The sequence below is a fragment of the Cupriavidus taiwanensis genome (genome assembly GCF_900250115.1).
Lineage (GTDB): Bacteria > Pseudomonadota > Gammaproteobacteria > Burkholderiales > Burkholderiaceae > Cupriavidus > Cupriavidus taiwanensis_B.
The window spans coordinates 2,110,088-2,127,819 of sequence record NZ_LT984803.1 but is presented as its reverse complement, the minus strand read 5'-3'; the positions used below and the strand labels follow the sequence as shown (position 1 = coordinate 2,127,819).

The window sequence follows — 17,732 nt, the reverse complement described above, 5'->3', positions numbered from 1 at the left end:
GCGGAAGAATCCAGCAGTAACCGTCCAGATTACCGGATACGGGGCTATAGCTCAGCTGGGAGAGCGCTTGCATGGCATGCAAGAGGTCAGCGGTTCGATCCCGCTTAGCTCCACCAGAATCTGGGAAGCGTCTGAAAAAAGAAGCTTCCCAAGCGCGAAAAAGCCTGCTATAATGGCGGACTTTCCAGCGCAAGACAGAAAACGCGTTGAAGAACAAGTTTCTGTCCCCTTCGTCTAGAGGCCTAGGACATCACCCTTTCACGGTGAGTACAGGGGTTCGAATCCCCTAGGGGACGCCAAAACAGCCGGGCGTAATCAGACGCCCAGCATGTCGTCTCAGGCAGTAGCCTGAGGTGGCAGCCGACTAAGGAGTGGTAGTTCAGTCGGTTAGAATACCGGCCTGTCACGCCGGGGGTCGCGGGTTCGAGTCCCGTCCACTCCGCCAACTTTGAAAAGCCCGCGCAAGCGGGCTTTTTCTTTTCTACGGAGTGGAGCGAGCCGCCTGCGCGGCTCGCGGCGGGACGAGAAGGGCTGCGCCTGCAGGCGCAGCAGCGGCCTGCGGCACGTAGGCGAGTCCCGTCCACTCCGCCAACTTTGAAAAGCCCGCGCAAGCGGGCTTTTTCTTTTTCGCTCGTCGAACTGAGCGCCGTCATTGTGGCGGGCCCGTACTGATCAATTTCCCGGATTCCTGCTGATCCGGCTGAAATACCGCACCAGCAACACGCCCGCGATGGCCAGGCTGACGCTGTTGGCCAGCCAGAAGCCGCTCGCGCCGCGCGTGAAGGCCGGCATGCCGTCGATCAGGCCAAAGCCCAGCACGTAGCCGCCGCCCAGGCCGATGCCCCAGAGCGAGCCGGCGTAGATCAGGGTCGGGATCAACGCGATCTTGTATGCGCGCAGGATAAAGGCCGTCATCACCTGCACCGCGTCGAAGGCCTGGTAGAACGCCACGAACAGCACCAGCGGCAGCGCCGCGGCAACTACCGCGGGGTCGCTGGCATAGGCGTCCAGCACGGGCTTGCGCAGCAGCCACAGCAGCGCGCCGGTCAGCATGGCGAGCACCACCGCCATGCGGATGCCGCGCCAGGCCAGGCGGCTGGCGCCGGCGCGGTCGCGCGCGCCGAGCTGCTGGGCCACCAGGGTCGAGGTGGCAATGCCCAGCGACAGTGGCAGCATGTAGGCCACCGCCCCGAGGTTGGCGATGATCTGGTGGCCGGCGAGCGTCACCGTGCCCAGGCGCGTAATGAAGATCGACATCAGCGTGAACGATGTGATCTCGATCAGGTACGTCAGCCCCATCGGCACGCCGAGGCGCAACAGGGCACGCAGCGGCGCGGCGGCGGGCCAGCTCCAGGTGTCGAAGATGCGCAGCGCACGATAGGCGCTGCCATGGCGCAGGATCAGCAGCCCGGCGATGCACCAGGTCCAGCTGATCAGCGTCGAGGCCAGGCCGCAGCCGGGCCCCCCCATCGCCGGCACGCCCAGGCCGCCGTGGATGAACCACGCATTGAGCGGTACCTTCAACGCCAGCCCGGCGACCTGCAGCACCGTCACCATGATCGGCCGGGACAGCGCATTGTTCAGCGCCGAGTAGATGCGAAAGGCCAGTGCCGCCGGCAAGCCGAAGGCGCCGAAATGCAGGTAGGCGGTAGCCTTCTCGACCAGCTCCGGCGGCGCCTTGGCGAAGGCCAGCAGCGGTCCCGGAAACGCCAGCAGCAGCACGCCCGGCAACGCCAGCGCCGCGCCCAGCCAGGCGGCCTGCCGCACCTCCGCGCCGATGGCCTCGAGGCGGCCGGCGCCATAGAGCTGGCCGGCGATGGGTGACAGTGCCTGCAGCACGCCCATCAGGCTGATATAGATGGTGACGTAGATCGATCCGCCCAGCCCCACGGCGGCGAGGTCGGTGGCGGACGCGCGACCGGCCATCACGGTATCGATCACGCCGAAGGCGATCACGGCGAGTTGCCCGGCCAGCACGGGCGCGGCCAGGGCGGCAATGCGGCGAAGGTCTTGGAACAGTGTCATGCAGGGCTCGGCAGGGGCGGGCTGGAGGTCCAGCCACGCAGCCGCCTGCGGCCGGAATGGTGCGTGGGCGCGTCAGGCGCTGCGGTGTATCGGGTGCGGCTAGTGGCGGCTGCCAGCAGGCAAGGTTCAGGGCTGCCGCGGCAGGCGGCGTCGCGGCAGGTCGGGGCGCGGGTGGACGGCGCGTGCGGTATCGACCAGGCGGTACATGCGGAAGCGTTCGTCGCGGTCGGCCGGGCGCCGGCCTTCCCAGATCAGCCGCCACTCGAAGTGCGAGATATTGCCCGGCTCGCCGTAGTCGACCGAATCGTGGCGCAGCAGCACGTCGCAGCCGTCGTTGGGCCCGCCGAAGCGGATGTGGCCGAAGTAGGCGAACGACGCCAGCTGCGCATCGCCCATGCGGATTGGCTGCACGCACTGGTAAGCCGGCGGCAGCGCCATCGACGCCGCCTGGGCCACGTCGCGATAGGTCTTGCCGTAGTTGATCGACGGCAGCCACAGCGTCATCGCCATCACCCACATCAGCGTGGTGCCGGCCGCTGAAATCACCACCGGGCGCCAGATCTGCTTGGGCGCGCGCGACAGGCGCCAGCGCACGATCAGCACCCATGCCAGCGTCGCCGCCAGCGCGAACACCACCGCGGCAATGGTGAATTCATGCTGGTAGCCCGGCAGCTGGCGGAACACATTGCGCGCGATGCGCGGCGGCCAGCCGGTGGTCTTGGCGATCCACATGAACCAGACCGTGCCGCCGAAGATGGTGAAGAACAACAGCGCGAACCAGTCGATGGCGTTGATCACGCCGCGCGCCAGCGTCGGCAGGGCAAAGGCGGCCAGCACGGCCATCGGCGGCAGCAGCAGGATGAACTGCACGTCGCCGGCACTGCGCTGCAGGAACAGCAAAATCAGCACCGGCAGCAGCAGCGCCAGCGGCGCCGCGACATGGGGCGCGCGGCGCATGCCGGTCCAGGCGATCCAGGCCCAGCCCGCGATCGGCCATACCGGCCAGGTGTACAGGAACAGGTTGCGCATGTTGAAGCCGAACGTCGCCATATTGGGCGAGCCGTAGCTGCGGCGGTCATAGCGCGACCATTCGCGGATAAAGGTCACGGCCTCGTTGCGGTCGGCCGCGCCGAAGTAGGCAGCCGCCAGCCATGCCGCCACGATCAACAGCGCCAGCGGAAGGGCGACGAGTGCAAGCCGCTGCCATGGCAGCGGCTTGCACACCAGCGCGCAGACCGTCGTGCCAAGCAGCAGCGCCAGCGCCAGCAGCGGCCCGCTCGCCAGCGTCAGGCCGCCCAGCGCGGCGCCATAGATCAGGCTGCCCTGGGTGGGCTTGTCGAGGCTGCGCACCATGCCGTACAGCGCCAGCGCGATGAACGCGACCTGGCCGACCTGTGGCGTGGTTTCATGCCCGCGCATGGCCAGGCCCACGCAAGCGAGGAAGATCAGCAGCGCGCCGTCGGCCAGCGTGCGGCCGTAGTCGCGCGCATTGGGCTGGCCGCCGAAGGCATAGGCAAAGGGCTGGACTTCATCGCGCCGGCCCAGCAGGTAGGTGGTGTACCAGATGCAGGCGCAGGTGGCGAAGAAGAACAGCGCGGTCGCCAGCCGCGCCGCGTCGGTCGCACCCAGCCAGCCGCCAAATCCGCGGATCATCAGCGCGCCGATCCAGAACACCAGCGGGCCGTCCTCGCTGTACGGGCGGCCGACGATGTTCGGCATCAGCCAGTCGTGGGTGCTGCCGGTGGCGAGCTGCCACATCACGCCGAAGCCCGCGGCATCCTCGTTCTTCCACGGGTCGCGCCCGAACAGGCCGACCAGGCCGTAGATGATGCAGATCGCCAGCAGCAGCGCGCGCGGCAGGGCGCCGGTGGCGGCTGCGGTCAACTGGACGGGTGAGGTGTTGGCTTGACGCATCGATGCTCAGGTCGGGCCGTGGCCCCATGGCGCGAAGGCCACAGTATCGCGCATGCGGCGGCCGCGTGGCCGTGGCATGGCGTGGAAGCCTCACGGAATGTGGGGGTAAATCCGAATGGCGGAGGGTGCGGGCAGCGCCGGCCAAGGCGCTCCGGCACAAATGCAAAGAGGCAGCCGATGCTGCCTCTTTGCTGGTTCGCGCACGCCCGGAACTGTCCTCGGCATGCGTGAAGCGGGGTCGCTGAAAGCGATTACTTTGCAGCCTTGCCCAGTTTGTTGCCGAACTTCTGGCGGAACTTTTCCACGCGGCCGGCGGTATCCATGATCTTCTGGGTGCCGGTGTAGAACGGGTGCGATTCCGACGAGACTTCGATCTTGGCCAGCGGGTATTCCTTGCCGTCCTTCACGATCGTGTCCCTGGTCTGGATGGTCGAGCGGGTGATGAAGCTGAAGTCGCTGGACATGTCCTGGAACACGACTTCGCGGTAATTCGGGTGAATGCCTTCTTTCATGATGAGTCCTTTCTGGTTGGGTAGCCAGTCCGTTGCGATCCGCAGTTCTCCGCCAGGGAGAATACATGGCGCGGCCACGAACGAACCACTTGCCGGTTACGGGCAAACCGGGATTATGGCAGAAAAACAATGACTTGGGGAAGGGCGCCAAGCTACCGGCCCAACAAAGTGTCGTGCCGGAAAAGATGCCTTTGATTCACATCGCGGCCGGATCCTGCCGATAGAACACCGCCAGCGACTGGTAAACCACCGGCCAATGCCGTGCGAGTCCGGCAGGTTCGACAAAAAAGGCTTCCGACGTCACCGCAAAGAACTCGCTGGGCGCCTCGCTGCCGTACGGGTCGATGATGCGCAGCGCCGCGGGCAAGCGCTCCGGATGCTCCCAGTCGGCCTCGTCGCGCGCGTCCCAGGCTTCGGCGAAGCGGTCGTATTCGGTGAGGAAGGTCTCGGCCCAGGCCTCGGCGTCGACCTCGGGGTGCAGCACGCGCGAGAATGCCGGCACGCCGTCGGGCTCGCCGTCGAGCATGTCCAGCTTGTGGGCGAATTCGTGGATGACCACGTTGTAGGTGTCCGCCGGCAGCTCATGGTCGCTTTCGATACCGGCGCCGGGGCTGTGCACGTCGGGCCAGGACAGGATCACCGGCCCGTGCTCCCACGCTTCGCCGCTGGCTTCCTCGACCACGCCATGGACCAGGCCGATCTCGTCCTGCACGGTCCGGCGGATGATGAACTCGCCGGGGTAAAGCACGATGCCATGCCAGCCGCGGTACCACGGCAGCCCCAGTTTCAGGATCGGCACGCAGGCCTGCACCGCGACGCTGACCACCATGTCATCGTCCAGCGGCAGGTCGTGCGCGGTGGAGTATTCCTTTTCGGCGATGAACAGCGTGGCCAGCTCGCGCAGCGCCGCGAGGTCGGCGCTGCCGTAGCGCTGCACGAACGGCAGCCTGGCCACGGTGCGCGACCAGAGCGCGTCGGGGATGGCGTAGTGTTCGAGCTTGCGGGCGCGCGAGCGCGAGCGCAGGAATGTGGTCAGTTTGCCCAGCATGACGTCGTCGAAAAACAAAAAAGGCGTGCCGCGGCACGCCTTCCTGTCTGCGTTGCGGCACCGCCGCAGCGAGGCTTAGCCGCCTCGGCGCATCATATCGAAAAACTCTGCGTTGTTCTTGGTGGCCTTCATCTTGTCCATGATGAATTCCATCGCCTGCACTTCGTCCATGTCCGAGATGAACTTGCGCAGCACCCAGATCTTCTGCAGGATGTCCGGCTTGATCAGCAGCTCTTCGCGACGCGTGCCGGACTTGTTCAGGTTGATCGACGGATAGACGCGTTTCTCCGCCAGGCGGCGTTCGAGGTGCACTTCCATGTTGCCGGTGCCCTTGAACTCTTCGTAGATGACGTCGTCCATGCGGCTGCCGGTTTCGATCAGCGCGGTGGCGATGATGGTCAGCGAGCCGCCTTCCTCCAGGTTGCGGGCGGCGCCGAAGAAGCGCTTCGGGCGCTGCAGCGCGTTGGCGTCGACACCGCCGGTCAGCACCTTGCCAGAGGCCGGCACCACCGTGTTGTAGGCGCGCGCCAGGCGGGTGATGGAGTCCAGCAGGATCACCACGTCGCGCTTCAGCTCGACCAGGCGCTTGGCTTTCTCGATCACCATTTCGGCGACCTGCACGTGGCGGATGGCGGGTTCGTCGAAGGTGGACGCCACCACCTCGCCGCGCACCGAGCGCTGCATCTCGGTCACTTCTTCCGGACGCTCGTCGATCAGCAGCACGAACAGGTCGGCTTCGGGATGATTGTTGGCGATCGCGTGTGCAATGTGTTGCAGCATCACGGTCTTGCCCGACTTGGGCGACGCCACCAGCAGCGCGCGCTGGCCGCGGCCGATCGGCGCGATCATGTCGATGATGCGCCCGGTGATGTTTTCTTCGGCCTTGATATCGCGTTCGAGCGTGAGCGGCCGGTTCGGGTGCAGCGGCGTCAGGTTCTCGAACATGATGCGGTTCTTGACCGCTTCGGGCGCCTGCCCGTTGACCTTGTCCACCTTCACCAGCGCGAAATAGCGTTCGCCGTCCTTGGGCGTGCGCACCTCGCCCTCGATCGAATCGCCGGTGTGCAGGTTGAAGCGGCGGATCTGCGACGGGCTGATGTAGATGTCGTCGGTGCTGGCCAGGTAGGAGGTCTCGGGCGAGCGGAGGAAACCGAAGCCGTCAGGCAGAACTTCCAGGGTGCCGTCTCCGTAGATGGTTTCGCCCATCTTGGCGCGCTTCTTCAGGATCGCAAACATCAGTTCTTGTTTGCGCATCCGTTGTGCATTGTCGATCTCGAGCGTAGCCGCCATTTCGAGAAGCGCAGACACGTGAAGCGATTTGAGTTCTGTCAGGTGCATAGACGAGGGGTACAGATGGGCCCGGACGGGCGAGACCTAAAGGAAGGGGGAGAAAATGAGCGAACGCTCGGGGAGTTGTTGGTGGCATCTTAGCACAATCCGACCGGCACGCCAGGGTGTGGCGCACGCACGTCGGATCGTGACGAAACCGGGACCGCGGGTCGGGTCCCGGCGCGCAGCTTACAGGTTGCCGTCGAGGAAGGCAGTCAGTTGCGACTTGGACAGCGCGCCGACCTTCTGGGCCGCGACCGCGCCGTTCTTGAACAGGATCAGCGTCGGGATCCCGCGGATGCCGAACTTGGCCGGCACCTGCTGGTTCTCGTCGACATTGATCTTGGCGATCTGCAGCTTGTCGCCATAGTCCCGGGCGACTTCGTCCAGAATCGGCGCGATCATCTTGCAGGGCCCGCACCATTCCGCCCAGAAATCGAGCAGGACGGGCTTGTCGGACTGTAGGACGTCAGCGTCGAACGAGGCGTCGCTCACATACTTGATTTGTTCGCTCATGGCGGAAAACCTCTGGTTTCGCTCTGTTTATGTTGAAGGCGGGACGGCCGAACCGTTACCTTACACGAGATTGCGCGGACCCGTCGGGCCGCCTCTTTACGCCTGAAGCAGGTGGTGGAGGCCGCTACCGCGCCCGGTGCTGTCGATATGTTACCAGTTTGCCGATTTTCAAGACCGGCCGCCGGCACCTTCGGCAAACCTGCGGTAACGTGGCATATGGGCCCGCAATCAATGCCGTCATTCTGGTGCAAAGGTTTAATTCATTGAAATGCTTATTTTCAATGGCGGCGAGAGATTTGCCCAATCGCCATGCCCGGCCAGTGGCGGGTGTCATGCAATGCACTTATGCGCGCCGGGGTGCCGGATGCGTGCGGCGTGCGCGTAGAATAGAAGCGGTCCGCACGACGCCCGCCGGGCGACCCGCGGCGCACCATCCATGCCCCTGCGCCCCTGACTAGGTCATCGACATGAACACCGATCCCCGCAAGCCTTCGCAGCCCGAGCCCGGCCAGGCGCCCGACGTCGACCACCTGAGCGATGCGCTGGACCATCTCAGCAGCGCCGTGGAGACCAACAGCATCGCCAGCGGTGCCGCCCGCGGACTGGTCTACAGCATCATCGAAACGCTCGGCACGCTGGTGGGCGACCCCGACCTGCCCGAGCATGCGCGCTCAGGCTACGAAGGTCTGCTCGAAACCGCGCGCGAAATCCGCGCCCGCCTGGAAGGCGGTTCTGACTGAAGCCGCACGGCCCGTTCGCGTATCGCGGTGCCGTCGCCGCCGGATGCGCCGGCTGGCGGCGCCGCGTCATTGCTGCTCTCGTTGTTCCTGATGTGTTCCAACCCGACGCCGTTCCCGCACCCTTGCGGCCAACGCCCCAATGACGGTCCATGACGTCGCTAAGCTTTCGCCCCGGTCCTGATTTTCTCGAGCAGGCGGCCACCGCTGCCTGGTATTTCCTCGACCGCTGCGGTGCGTCCGAGGCGGGGGCGCACGTGGTGGTGCCGACCGCCGCGCAGATTCCGGGCGTGCGCCAGGCGCTGGACGCCGCGGCGCGCGCGGCCGGACGGCCACGGCTGCTGCCGCGCGTGCTGACGCTGGGCCACTGGCTGCTCGACCTGCCGCCCGAGGGCGCGCCGGTGCGCAGCCCGGCCGCGCGCCTGCTCGCGGTGCAGCAGGCGGTGCGCGGACAGGACTGGCTGCGCCGTGCCTTCGGCGCGCAGAACGAAACCGCGGCATGGGGCCTGTCGCAGACGCTGCTGGCGATCTGCGACGAGCTCAGCGCGCGCTGGCTCGAAGACGCCGCCATCCGCGACGACGACGAGATCGACGGCGACGATCGCGCGGGCCTGCTGCAGGGCGCGCTGGCGCGGACCTATGCGCGCCTGTCGGAACGTTTCCTGGGCGAGGAGGCCCGCATCGTGCTGGCATTCTGGCAGGCGCTGTCCGGGCCCGACGATCCGCTGCCGGCGAAGCGTCGCGCGCTGCGCGAACTGTCGCAGCAGTTGCGCGGCCCGGTGGTGTGGATTGCGCCGAGCCCGCCCACGCCGCTTGAAGCCGCGTTCCTGCGCGATGCCGCCGAGCTGGTGCCGGTGCTTCAGGTGGGCTATGACTGGAGCGGGCACGGTCAGGGCGAGGCCGGCTGGTACCACGCGCTGCTGGCGCTGTGGCCGGAAGCCAGGATCGCTGGCGACGACGAGTCCCTGGCCCCTGCCGCGGCGCCTGCGCTGCCGCCGCAGCGCCCGTCGGTGCGCGTGGTCGGCTGCGCCCGCTTCGAGGATGAAGCCGCCGCCGCGGCGGCGCAGCTGGTGCAGTGGCTCAATGCCGGCCGTCGCCAGGTGGCGCTGGTCGCGCACGACCGCGTGGTGGCGCGCCGCGCGCGCGCGCTGCTGGCCCGCGCCGGCGCGCCGGTGCGCGACGAGACCGGCTGGAAGCTCTCGACCACGCGTGCCGCCGCCGCGCTGATGCGCTGGTTCGACCTGCTGGTGCGAGATGGCGATACCGCGGCGCTGCTGGACCTGCTCAAGAGCCCGTTCTGCCTGCCCGAGGTGGCTGCGCGCGGCGCGGCCATCGCGCTGCTCGAGCGCCAGGTGCGGCGCGAGGGCATTACCGGCGGCTGGGCGCGGCTGCGCCAGATGTTCGCCCACGCACCGGCAAACACGCAGCGGGCCGCCGGTGACGACGAGGTTGCCGACCAGGCGCCGCGCCGCGCGGCCCATGGGCTGGTGGCCGTGCTTGCCGACGAGGCCGCGCGCTGGCCGCGCGGTCGCGCCCAGCATCCGCTGGCGACCTGGCTGGAACGGCTCGACGGCATGCTCGATGGCCTCGGCATGCGCGCCGCGCTGGCCGCGGACGATGCCGGCAGCCAGCTGCTCGATGCCCTGGCGCGGCTGCAGGAGCTGCCGCGCGACGAGACCGGCGGCCATGCCACGCTGTCGCAGGGCGAGTTCCGCGCGATGCTGGCGGCGCTGCTGGAATCGGTGGCCTACAAGGAGCCTTCGGCCAGCGGGGCCGCGCGCATCACCATCCTGCCGCTGAACGGCGCGCGCATGCGGCGCTTCGAGGGCGTGGTGATCGTCGGCTGCGACGATGCCCAGCTGCCGTCCAGCGCCGCCGAGCTGATGTTCTTCTCCAACCAGATGCGGCGCGAGCTGGACCTGGAAGACCGCGAGGCACGCTTTGCGCAGCAGGCGCGCGACCTGGCCGAGGTGCTGCTGAACAACGACGACGTGGTGCTGACCTGGCAGCGCTATGGCAGCCGCGGCGAGCCGCACCACGTGTCGGGCTGGATCGAGCGGCTGGCGGCGTGCTGCGCGCGCGCCGGCGCCAGCATCGAAGGCGCGGCCGCGCCGCAGGCGCACCAGACCTTCGCCGATGTGCGCGGCATGCCGGCCCCGGCGGCCGAGCCCGCGCTGGTGCCGGTGCGCTGGAGCGCGCAGGCGTACAACGCGCTGCGGCGCTGCCCCTACCAGTTCTTCGCCGGCCGCATGCTGGGCCTGGCCGGGCTGGAAGTGGTCAGCGACGAGCTCGAGAAGCGCGACATCGGCGAGACCCTGCACCGCGTGCTGCTGGCCTACCACAAGGACCTGCAGGCGCGGCGCGAGAGCGGCGAGACGCTGTCCGAAGCGCAGCGCCTGGCGCGCCTGGGCGAGATCTCCGACGAGGTTTTCGGTGCGCTGATGGCCGAGGACGGCAACGCCATTGCCTACTACCGGCGCTGGCGCGAGGTGTTGCCATCGTATGTCGCCTGGCAGTCCGCGCGCGAGGCCGAGGGCTGGTTCTGGCGCGGCGGCGAGCTCGACGCCGGCATCGACCTGCCGATGCCCGACGGCCAGCCGCTGCGCCTGACCGGGCGCATCGACCGGCTCGACCAGGGTCCCGGCGGCGCGCATGCCGTGCTCGACTACAAGACCCAGAGCGCAACGCGCCTGAAGCGCAAGCTGGCCGAGGTCGAGGAAGACTGCCAGCTGCCGTTCTACGGCCTGCTGCGCGCCGATGCCGCGGCCGGCAGCTGGGTTTCGCTCGAAGGCGCGCGCGAAGGCGCGCCGGCGGCGCAGCGCGAGGTTGGGCTGCCGGACTTCGAGGCCGCGGTCACCTGGCTGGAGCGCCAGATGCGCGACGACGTGATGCGGTTGCGCCAGGGCGCCAGGCTGCCGGCCTTCGGCGACGCCTCGGCGTGCATGTATTGCACGGCCCGCGGCCTGTGCCGCAAGGGTTTCTGGGACTCCACCGCCGTGCCGGCGCTGACATCATGACGCCTCACGATCTGCCCGAGGTCCAGCCTTACCAGCGCGATGGCGCGCCGGTTTCCGAAGCCGAATTCACGCGCGCGGCCTGCGATCCGGCGCGTTCGGTGGTGGTCGAAGCCTGCGCCGGCAGCGGCAAGACCTGGCTGCTGGTGGCGCGGCTGGTGCGGCTGCTGCTGGCCGGCGCGGCGCCGCACGAGATCCTCGCCATCACCTTCACGCGCAAGGCCGCCGAAGAAATGCGCGACCGCCTGCTCGAGGTGCTGGCACAACTGTCGCGCGACAGCGATGACGACGTGATCGCCGCGCTGGTGCAGCGCGGCCTTTCCGCTGACGCCGCGCGCGCGGCGCTGCCGCGCGCGCGCGGGCTGCATGCACAGGTGCTGGCGGCACCCGGGCGCATGGCCATCGATACCTTCCATGGCTGGTTCGGCACGCTGCTGCGCGGCGCGCCGCTGGCGTCAGGCATCGTGCCGGGCGCGGCGCTGCGCGAGGATGCACTGCGCATGAAGCGCGAGGCCTGGGCCCCGGTATGGCGCGCGCTGGCCACGCCGCCCTACGCCGAGTTGCGCACGGCCTGGGAAACGCTGGTCGATACCGTCGGCGACTTCCAGGCGCGCGCGCTGCTCGACGCGATGTTCCATGCTCGCAGCGAATGGTGGGCGATGCAGGAGGGTGGCAATCCGCTGCAGGCGCTGTCCGACTGCCTGGGCGAGGACGCGCAGGGCGACGTGCTGCTGCAGGCGTTGGCCGACGAAGGCTGGCGCGATGCCTGCGAAGCGCTCGCGGCCCGCCTGGGCGCGGCCGGCAAGAGCGAGCAGGCCCACGCCGGCCGCATCACCGAGGCGCTGATGGCGATCGCCGCCTGGCGCGAGGCCGGCGCCGCGCCGGGCAAGCCCGCCGAACGCGTGTTCGCGCAGCTGCGCGCGGCGTTCTTCACCGCCACGGGCGGGCCGCGCTCGCTGCGGCGCACCGCGGCGCTGGCCCGGGCCGCGGGCGGCGAAGGCATGGTCGATGCGCTGCTGGACGAGCATGCCGCGATCTGCGCGATGCTCGATGACATCAGCGCGCGCTGCTGCGAAGCCGCGGTGCTGGCGATCAACCAGGCCCTGTTCCGCATCGGCGATGCGCTGCTGACGCGCTACCAACAGCACAAGGACGAGCAGCGCGCGATGGACTTCGCCGACCTCGAATGGCAGGCCGCGCGGCTGATGTCGGACGAGGAGACCGCCACCTACCTGCAGGTGCGGCTCGACGCCCGCTACCGCCATTTGCTGCTCGACGAGTTCCAGGACACCAACCCGCTGCAATGGCGCATCCTGCAGGGCTGGCTGGCCGGCTATGCGGGGCTGGGCGAGCGCCCGACGGTATTCCTGGTGGGCGATCCCAAGCAATCGATCTACCGCTTCCGCCGCGCCGATGCCAGGCTGTTCGGCGCCGCCGGCGAGATGCTGCGCGACGCCTTCGGCGCCACCGTGCTGCGCACCAACCGGACCCGGCGCAATCGCGCCGAAGTGCTGGACTGGGTCAACGCCGTGTTCGACAGCGCGCGCGCCGAGGGCCGCTATCCCCTGTACTCGACCCAGACCACGGCGCTGGGCGGCTGCGGCGGGCCGGTCTGGCTGCTGCCGCTGGTGGAGCCCGATGAAGCCAGTGAGTGCGCGGCGGAGGATGAGGACGAGGAACCGGCGCAAGCCGCCTCCGCGCATCGCGACACGCTGCTGCAGCCACGCCGGCAGGCCGGCGATTCGCTGCGGCTGGAAGAAGGGCGGCGCGTGGCGGCGTGGCTGCGGCTGGTGCGCGATACCGTGCCGGTGCACGAAGGCAACACGCAGCGGCCCGCGCGCTGGAGCGACATGCACCTGCTGGTGCGCCGCAAGACCCATCTGGCCGACTATGAGCGCGCCTTGCGCGAGGCCGGCATCCCATGCCTGAGCCCGCGCCGCGGCGGCTTGCTGGCCACGCTCGAGGCGCTCGACCTGTCGGCGCTGCTGGCGTTCCTGATGACGCCCGAGTCGGACCTGGACCTGGCGCACGTACTGAAAAGCCCGCTGGTGGGCGCGACCGACGACGACTTGCTGGCCCTCGCGCAAATGGAGGGCGAAGGCGGCTGGTGGGCGCGCCTGGAGGCCGGTGGCCTGCCGGCGCGGGTTTCCGACGCGCTGCGCAAAGGCGTGCCGCGGCTGCGGCAGTGGCTGCGCATCGCGCCGCACCAGCCGGTGCATGACCTGATCGACCAGATCTTCCATGGCGGCGAGGTGCGGCGCCGCTACGCCGAGGCCGCGCCGCCGGATATCCGCGAGCAGGTGCTGGCCAACCTCGACGCCTTCCTGAAGCTGTCGCTCGACCTCGACGGCGGGCGCTATCCGAGCCTGCCGAAGTTTATCGACGAGCTGCAGGAAATCCGCCGTGGCGATGAAGGCGAAAGCCCCGACGAAGGCGGCATGGGCGAGCGCGCCGAAGACCTCGAGCCGGCCGGGGACGATCCGGCCTGCGCCGGCCTCGACGCGGTCCATATCCTGACCGTGCATGCCGCCAAGGGACTGGAGGCGCCGTTCGTGGTGCTGCTCGATGCCAATCACAGCGAGCCGGCCGCGGACCGCGGCGGCATCCTGGTCGACTGGCCGCCATCGTCGCCGGTGCCGCGCCATTTCTCCGCGTACGGCAAGCGCAGCGAGCGCGGGCTGGCGCGCGCGCCGCTGTTCGAAGCCGAGGCGGCGCTGGGCGAGCGCGAGAACTGGAACCTGCTTTACGTGGCCATGACGCGCGCGCAGCAGGGCCTGCTGGTCAGCGGCGTCAAGGGCCGCACCGGCCGCGCCGGTGCGGGCGAGGGCAATGCCGAGATCGCCGGCAGCTGGTATGTGCGGTTGCAGGCCGCGGGCGTCGGCGAAATGGTGCCGGCCTATCCGGACGCGCAGGGCGATGCGGCCGATGCGCAGGCACTGCTGCCCGCGCGACTGAGCGAGCCGGTGCGCTTCACCGACTTCCGGCTGCGCTACCGCGATGCCGTCGAGGACCCGCGCCAGGCAGGCTTTGCCGACGCCGAGGCCGAGGTGGAGGAGGAGGCCGACGGCATCGTCTTCAACGCTGCCGCGGCGCGCCATGGCGAACTGGTGCACGCGTTGCTGGAACGCCTGACGCGCTATCCCGAAGCCTTTGCCGGCGTGCCCGCGCTCGATACGGTATTGCGGTGGTTCCCGCTGACCGGCGCCCACACCGCGGCGGCACGGGACGCCTGGCGGCAACAGGTGGAAGAGGCGATCGCTGCAGTGGCGGCGATGCTGCGGGCGCCGGAGCTGGCGCCGCTGCTGGGCGCGGACGAGGCGCGCAGCGCGCGCAACGAGGTCGAACTGTACGACGCGCGCGGCCGGCTGCTGCGTATCGACCGGGTGGTGGAATTCGACGACCGCGTCGTCGTGATCGACTACAAGCTGCGCCTGCTGCCGCAGGAGCATGCCGCCTATCGCGCGCAACTGGGCCGCTACACCGCGGCGGTCGCGCCGATGTTTCCGGGCAAGCGCATCGAGGCGGGCGTGGCCACCGCCGAAGGCGAATGGATTGCCGCCGAGCGCCTGGCGCCGCAGGTTCCGCAACAAGGGTCGCTGTTCTGAATGCCGGCGCGGCGCGCCGGCAAGGGCCGCGGAATCGGCGCAAAATGGGGCGCATGGCGCGCGCGATGGCGGCCCGGCTGTACTAAAGTGACAGGGACTGCCCTGCGAGCCGCTGGCGCGCGCGATAGACAGGCTGGAGGGAAGGGGTGCTACCGAAGGGAAGTGTGAGGTGGACGAGCCTGACCCTCGGCACTGGCGGAAAACGGCTGTGGCTGCTTCGTTCCCGACCTGACCAGGTTGACCGCGCCACCATGCGAGGAGGCCCGTCCGAGCGGCATTGTACCCCAGAGCGCGGGCGCGCGCAGAAATTGCATCGAATGCCCTTGGCACGCGCGGGTCATTGGCCGCGCCATGGCGCCCGGTTGATCTGGCGCAGGCAATGCGGGCCGCGCTGGCCCGACCATTCACCAACCCGCACACGTGGTGAACCAATACATGAACGCAAACGACCAGATCATTCGCGGCGCGCTGGCGCCGCAGGAAATCTCCAGCGAAGTCCTGCTCGAAAAATATGCCAAGGGCGAAGAGCGCAGCATCGCCGATGTCAGGCAGCGCGTGGCGCGCGCGCTGGCGCAGGCCGAGCCCGAGGACCAGCGCGAAGCCTGGAGCGCGCGGTTCCTGTGGGCGCAGGAAAACGGCTTCGTGCCGGCCGGGCGCATCAATTCGGCGGCGGGCACCGGCATCCAGGCGACGCTGATCAACTGCTTCGTGCAGCCGGTGGGCGATTCGGTGTCGGAGCCGCGCGACGGCCGCCCCAGCATCTACACCGCGGTGGCGCAGGCCGCCGAAACCATGCGCCGCGGCGGCGGCGTGGGCTATGACTTTTCCGCGATCCGCCCGGCCGGGGCGCTGGTGCGGGCCACGCATTCGCGCGCGTCGGGGCCGGTGTCGTTCATGAAGGTGTTCGACGCCTCGTGCGCGACGGTGGAATCGGCCGGCGCGCGCCGCGGCGCGCAGATGGGCGTGCTGCGCTGCGACCATCCCGATATCGAAAGCTTCATACACGCCAAGGACAAGGGCGAGCTCAGCAATTTCAATATCTCCATCGGCGTCACCGACGACTTCATGCAGGCGGTACAGGCCGACGCCGAGGTCGAGCTGGTGCACGAGGCCGAGCCGGGCGCCGACGTGATCGCCGCCGGCGCGTACCGCCGCGACGACGGGCAGTGGGTGTACCGGCGCGTGCCGGCGCGCAACCTGTGGGACCAGGTCATGCAGGCCACCTACGACCATGCCGAGCCGGGCATCCTGTTCCTGTCGCAGATCAACGCCGACAACAACCTCTATTACTGCGAGCGCATCGAGGCCACCAACCCGTGCGCGGAACAGCCGCTGCCGTCCTACGGCTGCTGCTGCCTGGGCTCGATCAACCTGACCAGATTCGTGCGCCAGCCGTTCACGCCGCAGGCCGCGTTCGATTTCGACGCCTTTGCCGAGGTGGTGCGCGTGGCCACGCGCATGCTCGACAACGTGCTCGACGTGACTTTCTGGCCGTTGCCCGAACAGCGGGCCGAGGCCCACGCCAAGCGCCGCGTCGGGCTGGGCTTCCTCGGGCTGGGCAGCGCGCTGGTGATGCTGGGCCTGCGCTACGACACCGAGCCGGCGCGTCAGCTGGCCGCGCGGATCTCGGAACGCATGCGCGACGAGGCCTACCTGGCCTCGACGGAACTGGCGGCGCAGAAGGGCGCCTTTCCCCTGTTCGATGCCGGCGCCTACCTGCAGAGCGGCTTCGCCAGCCGGCTGCCGGAGCCGGTGCGCGAGGCCATCGGGCGCCATGGGCTGCGCAACTCGCACCTGCTGTCGATCGCGCCCACCGGCACCATCACACTGGCGTTTGCCGACAATGCGTCGAACGGCATCGAACCCGCTTTCTCGTGGACCTACAACCGCAGGAAGCGCATGCCGGACAACAGCTATCGCAGCTTCGAGGTGGCGGACCATGCCTGGCGGCTCTACCGTCACTTGGGGGCCGACATGGCGCTGCTGCCGGACGCCTTCGTCACCGCGCTGCAGATGTCGGCGCTGGACCATATGCGGATGCTCGAAGCGGTACAGCCGTACATCGACACAAGCATCAGCAAGACCGTCAACGTGCCGGAGGACTATCCGTACGAAGCCTTCCGCAACCTGTACCTGGAGGCCTGGAAGGCCGGCCTCAAGGGGCTGGCGACGTATCGGCCGAACTCGGTGCTGGGCGCGGTGCTGTCGGTCGCGACGCCCGCCGCGCCCGACGTGCCCACGGCGCCGGCGGCCGACGACAATCCGCTGGTGCGGCCGTTCGGCAGCCGGCCGGTGGGCGACCTCGAAGGGGTGACGTCCAAGGTCGAATACCTGACCTACGAGGGCCACAAGACCGTCTACCTGACTGTCAACTTCATGCGCGTGGCGGGCGTCGCCGACGGCAAGCCGGTGGAGATCGAGCGCCCGGTGGAGTTCTTCATGCCGGCGGGCCAGCGCAGCGAGGGCCAGCAATGGATCACCTCGACCATGCGGCTGCTGTCGATGGTGGCGCGCTCGGGCGGCTCGGTGGCCAAGGCGCTGGCCGACATGCGCAACGTGGTGTGGGACAAGGGCACGGTGCGCTATGGCACGCTGGTGCGCCAGGACGGCACCGAGGTGCCGCGCTTCCATGATTCCGAGGTCGCGGCGCTGGGCTATGCGCTGCAGCGCATCCTGATCAAGCGCGGCTTCCTCGATGCCGACGGCGGCCAGGTGCCGGTGACGGCGCTGGCCGCGCGGCTGGCGCAGCGCGACGGCGGCGCGCAGCTGGCGCCCGGCGCGGACCTTGCCGGGCCGGCCAGCGCCGCGCCGGGCGCGCCCGGCGTTGGCACCGGCAAGCCCTGCCCGGAGTGTGGCGCACACGCCTTGCACAAGGTCGACGGCTGCGCCAAATGCGCCAATTGCGGCTACGTCGGCGAGTGCGGCTGAGCCGCGCCGCAGGGCGCCGGCGGCCACCGGCGCGGGCCGCCGGCGCCGGGGCCGGATAAAGACGCCGGGACCGGCGCCGGGGCGGCCGGAGCGGGGCCGCCTTT

The 17,732-nt window shown here is 69.1% G+C and carries 10 protein-coding genes, 3 tRNA genes and 1 other RNA gene; 7 read left to right on the top strand and 7 right to left on the bottom strand.

What is annotated here, in order from left to right; translation table 11 throughout:
• Window positions 1-40: 40 nt before the first annotated feature.
• From CBM2586_RS10010 to CBM2586_RS10000, 3 genes are all read left to right on the top strand, one after another.
• Window positions 41-116 (top strand) — tRNA-Ala (locus tag CBM2586_RS10010).
• 107 nt (window positions 117-223) lie between these two features.
• A tRNA-Glu gene (locus tag CBM2586_RS10005) sits at window positions 224-299 on the top strand.
• 69 nt (window positions 300-368) lie between these two features.
• A tRNA-Asp gene (locus tag CBM2586_RS10000) sits at window positions 369-445 on the top strand.
• A 227-nt stretch (window positions 446-672) separates the two neighbouring features.
• Here the strand turns inward: CBM2586_RS10000 and CBM2586_RS09995 are convergent.
• The 6 genes from CBM2586_RS09995 to trxA form a co-directional block, all read right to left on the bottom strand.
• Entirely contained in the window at window positions 673-2,025 is a 1,353-nt protein-coding gene (locus CBM2586_RS09995) for an MATE family efflux transporter (RefSeq protein ID WP_115687375.1), read from the bottom strand.
• Window positions 2,026-2,151: 126 nt separating this feature from the next.
• Window positions 2,152-3,939 carry an ArnT family glycosyltransferase gene (locus tag CBM2586_RS09990; protein ID WP_115661781.1) on the bottom strand — a complete coding sequence of 596 codons (1,788 nt, stop codon included), beginning with the start codon at window positions 3,937-3,939 and terminating at the stop codon, window positions 2,152-2,154.
• A gap of 251 nt (window positions 3,940-4,190) precedes the next feature.
• Complete coding sequence (locus CBM2586_RS09985; RefSeq protein WP_115661782.1) at window positions 4,191-4,451, bottom strand: type B 50S ribosomal protein L31; 261 nt, start codon at window positions 4,449-4,451, stop codon at window positions 4,191-4,193.
• Between the two features lie 196 nt (window positions 4,452-4,647).
• Entirely contained in the window at window positions 4,648-5,499 is an 852-nt protein-coding gene (locus CBM2586_RS09980; RefSeq protein ID WP_115688719.1) for a M90 family metallopeptidase, read from the bottom strand.
• Between the two features lie 75 nt (window positions 5,500-5,574).
• Window positions 5,575-6,837 (bottom strand): transcription termination factor Rho, encoded by a 1,263-nt coding sequence (gene rho, locus CBM2586_RS09975; RefSeq protein ID WP_012353193.1) that lies wholly within the window; start codon window positions 6,835-6,837, stop codon window positions 5,575-5,577.
• 180 nt (window positions 6,838-7,017) lie between these two features.
• Window positions 7,018-7,344: a thioredoxin TrxA gene (trxA, locus tag CBM2586_RS09970; RefSeq protein WP_115661783.1), complete on the bottom strand. Its 327-nt coding sequence runs from the start codon at window positions 7,342-7,344 to the stop codon at window positions 7,018-7,020.
• Between the two features lie 467 nt (window positions 7,345-7,811).
• Between trxA and CBM2586_RS09965 the strand changes: the two genes are divergently transcribed.
• The 3 genes from CBM2586_RS09965 (at window position 7,812) to CBM2586_RS09955 (ending at window position 14,700) form a co-directional block, all read left to right on the top strand.
• Complete coding sequence (locus CBM2586_RS09965; protein WP_012353192.1) at window positions 7,812-8,084, top strand: hypothetical protein; 273 nt, start codon at window positions 7,812-7,814, stop codon at window positions 8,082-8,084.
• A 149-nt stretch (window positions 8,085-8,233) separates the two neighbouring features.
• Window positions 8,234-11,098, top strand: coding sequence for a PD-(D/E)XK nuclease family protein (locus tag CBM2586_RS09960; RefSeq protein WP_115687373.1), 2,865 nt, complete (start codon window positions 8,234-8,236; stop codon window positions 11,096-11,098).
• Window positions 11,095-14,700, top strand: a complete 3,606-nt coding sequence (locus tag CBM2586_RS09955) for a UvrD-helicase domain-containing protein (RefSeq protein ID WP_115687371.1) — start codon at window positions 11,095-11,097, stop codon at window positions 14,698-14,700. The genes CBM2586_RS09960 and CBM2586_RS09955 overlap by 4 nt, the downstream gene beginning before the upstream one ends.
• Window positions 14,701-14,869: 169 nt before the next feature.
• Here the strand turns inward: CBM2586_RS09955 and ffs are convergent.
• Window positions 14,870-14,968, bottom strand: an RNA gene (ffs, locus tag CBM2586_RS09950) — signal recognition particle sRNA small type.
• Window positions 14,969-15,135: 167 nt separating this feature from the next.
• Between ffs and CBM2586_RS09945 the strand changes: the two genes are divergently transcribed.
• Window positions 15,136-17,628: an adenosylcobalamin-dependent ribonucleoside-diphosphate reductase gene (locus CBM2586_RS09945; RefSeq protein ID WP_115687369.1), complete on the top strand. Its 2,493-nt coding sequence runs from the start codon at window positions 15,136-15,138 to the stop codon at window positions 17,626-17,628.
• Window positions 17,629-17,732 lie beyond the last annotated feature (104 nt).